This window comes from Thalassospira sp. UBA1131 (genome assembly GCF_002311515.1).
GTDB lineage: Bacteria > Pseudomonadota > Alphaproteobacteria > Rhodospirillales > Thalassospiraceae > Thalassospira.
The window spans coordinates 24,955-28,295 of the sequence record NZ_DCAO01000111.1; the positions used below are offsets into that span (position 1 = coordinate 24,955).

The 3,341-nt window shown below is 52.0% G+C and carries 2 protein-coding genes and 1 pseudogene; all 3 read right to left on the reverse strand.

Annotated elements, in window-relative coordinates; all coding sequences use genetic code 11:
• Nucleotides 1-401 (reverse strand): annotated as a pseudogene (locus tag B3Z49_RS18925) (glycerol-3-phosphate ABC transporter permease); the annotation flags it as partial.
• A gap of 13 nt (nt 402-414) precedes the next feature.
• Nucleotides 415-1,293, reverse strand: coding sequence for an ABC transporter permease subunit (locus B3Z49_RS18930; RefSeq protein ID WP_008891011.1), 879 nt, complete (start codon nt 1,291-1,293; stop codon nt 415-417).
• Nucleotides 1,294-1,376: 83 nt separating this feature from the next.
• The gene (locus tag B3Z49_RS18935; RefSeq protein WP_008891010.1) at nt 1,377-2,675 is read right to left on the reverse strand and encodes an extracellular solute-binding protein; all 1,299 of its coding nucleotides are present in this window, start codon (nt 2,673-2,675) and stop codon (nt 1,377-1,379) included.
• Nucleotides 2,676-3,341 lie beyond the last annotated feature (666 nt).

Sequence of the window (3,341 nt, forward strand, 5' to 3'; positions counted from 1 at the left end):
TCATAGGACGGCACGATGCGCACTTCGAGCGGCAACAGAAGTGTTGAGAAAATAATCCAGAACAGCGGCACAGCCAGCTTGAAGCGGAAATAGACAATCGCATAGGCCGCCATCATCGAAATGATGACCTTGCCGATCGCAAAGCCAAGGCCAAGCACCATGCTGTTAAACAGCATCTCAAGCGCCGTCACCCTGCCCTTTGTCGCCTCTGCATCAAACAGGATCGCGCCGTAATTGGTGAAGAACTCGCCACCTGGCAAGAATTGCAGGCCATTCTGGAAGATATACTCGCGGGTGTGGGTTGATGACGCAAAGGCGATCCAGACCGGAAGGATCATGAAAAGTGAGCCAAGCACCAGAATGGTGTGGTTGGTAAAAATACGCCATTTGGACTGATACATGATGACGTTCCCCCTAATAATGCACTTTGCGTTCGATAAAGCGGAACTGGAAAACGGTCAGGACACTGACCATGATCATCAGCAAGACTGACTGAGCGGCACTGCCGCCCATATCCGCGCCAAGGAAGCCATCGACATACACCTTGTAAACAAGGGTCGCGGTTGAGCCACCCGGGGCACCTTTGGTCGAAACATCGATAATGCCGAACGTCTCGAAAAAGGCGTAAGTCAGGTTGATCACCAGCAGGAAGAATGTGGTCGGTGCCAAAAGCGGGAATGTGATGGTCCAGAAACGACGCTCGGGACTCTTGCAATCAAGGGTCGCTGCTTCCTGAACCGACTTCGGAATCCCCTGTAGGCCTGAGAGGAAGAAGATGAAGTTCACACTGACCTGTTTCCAGACCGCGATCAGAATGACGATGAAGGCCGCGTCATTGGCGTTTTCGATATGGTTGAATTCAAACCCGAAACTGTTGAAGGCCTTATAGAGGTCTCCCATCAGCGGGTTGAACATCATGATGCCAAGAAGGCCCGCCACCGGCGGCGCAATGGCATAGCCCCACATCAGAAGCGTTTTATAGGATTTTGCCCCGCGGATGACTTCGTCGGCGCGCACTGCAAGAAACAGTGAAATCGCGATCGAAAGTACGGAGACCAAAACGGAAAATACGACGGTAAAGATGGCAGATCGCGTCCACGAACTGCTTGTCAGCACGTCCTCAAAATTGCGGAACCAGACAAACTGCGACGACATGCCAAAGGCGTCTTCAAGCAGAAACGACTGATACAGCGCCTGGGCCGCAGGCCACAGGAAAAATATGGAAATAATCAGAATTTGGGGTGCGATAAATAGGTATGGCACCGCGCTGTGTTCAAATTGTACGCGCTTCATCGGAACGCAACCTCAGAGCAAAATCAGAAAATGCAAAACAGGGCGGCCAAATCATCGGCCGCCCCGCTTTGGCGAAAAGCAGATTAGTTCGAGTAGGTATCGTTAAAGCGCTTCAGCAGGCCGTTTGCTTCTTCTTCGATGGTCGCAAAGGCAGCATCAACGGTTTCTTCGCCGTTCATGATCTTGTCGACTTCACGATAAATCACTTCGCGGATCTGAACATAGAAGCCAAGACGGTAACCCTTGGTCCACTCGCCACCTTCTTCAGAAAGCTGGGTGATACCGACTTCTGCGTCCGGGCTTTCCTTGTAGTAGCCATCTTCTTTGGCCAGCTCATAGGCGGCATTGGTGATCGGGACATAACCGGTTTCTTTGTGCCAGTAGTACTGGGTTTCCGGTTTGGTCAGGAATTTGAAGAACTCGGCAACACCGGCATCCTGTGCGGCATCGTGACCGGAGAATGCGAACAGTGCTGCACCACCGATAAAGGTCGATTTCGGTGCATCACCGGTGCCTTCCCAATACGGAAGGGTCGATGCGCCAAAGTCAAACTGTGCGGACTTGCGAAGGCCACCAAACGAACCGGAAGAACCGATCCACATTGCGACCTGCTGCTGCACGAACGCATCCTGGTTCGCACCCCATGCGCGGCCATAATAGCCATAGTAACCCGCGTCTTTCCAATCCTTGACGTGCTGCCAGTGATCTTTCAGAGCGTCGTTGTTATAAAGGATTTCGACGTCGGTGCTGTCATAACCGTTATTGGCGGTCGCCATCTGCAGGTTGTGACGCGACATGAAGTTTTCGAAGAAGATCCACGGGCTGTGCGACTGCGCAAGCGCGGTGTAACCAGCTTCTTTCAGCTTCGGAGCAGCAGCTTCGAATTCCTGCCAGGTTTTCGGAACATCAACACCGGCTTTGTCCAGCGCTTCTTTGTTGTAATACAGAAGCGGGGTCGAGCTGTTGAACGGCATGCCGATCATCTTGCCGTCTGAGTCGGCATAGAAGTAACGAACACCCGGGATGTAATCATTGATGTCGAAATTGACGTTGTTTGCTTCAAGCAAATCCTGAACCGGCTTAACAGCGCCTTTGGCGTTGATGATGGTTGCAGCACCTGCGTCGAAGATCTGGATGATGTTCGGCTGGTTCTTCGCGCGGAACGCTGCGATGCCGGCCGTCATGGTGTCTTCGTAGCCGCCCTTGTTGATGGATACGAGTTTGTATTCATCCTGGCTTGCGTTGAAGTCTTCGGTGATCTGGTTGACAACGTCGCCAAGTGCGCCGTCCATTGCATGCCACCAGGTGATCTCGGTTGCAGCCTGTGCGGTGTTGCCAATGGCAAACACGGCAGCAGCAGCCATCAGTGTTTTGCGGAACATGGTCAAGTAACTCCCTATTGAAAACTTGGCACGGAACGCCGCCCGTAATTCGGCGACCGGCTAGGCGTTCGTTTTGTTCTTGAGGGCCGTTTTGCTCAAGTGACAGTTTTCGGAAACTTACTTTTGATGTGCGAATGGGCGGCGAAATGACACAAAACTCGCCAATAAATGATCAAGTGAACATCCTATATGTTCACTATGAAGGTCATCGCGGGCGCAACTTTGAAAGGATCAAAGATCCAGTGTTTGCCTAGTATTCCGGCAATCAGGCAGCAGAAGTACTGTGAAACGGAGCCATGCGGCAGACGCCACGTGTTGCAGACAAGTGAAAGTTTTGCGACCAAATCATGAAGATCGTCCCGCGACGCGTACGGTTAACCTTGTTGTATGGAATGTTCGTGTTCGAATATTTTGGCCCTCCGCTAAAATGAGCGGTGCAGACGACTTCTTCACAATTGTTCGTTAAGGTCGTTGCCGCTATCAAATCATCCAATTACGATGCCCAACCGTCCACGACCACAGGGTTGACCCTGTGACCACCGTACTTGGATGCGTAACAACCGGAGACCCAGGCGTGAGTGACTTTGCCATATCAAATGCCCGACTCTTTGATGGAACACGCTTCCTGTCCGGGCATTCTGTTCTGGTCACGGATGACAAGATCGA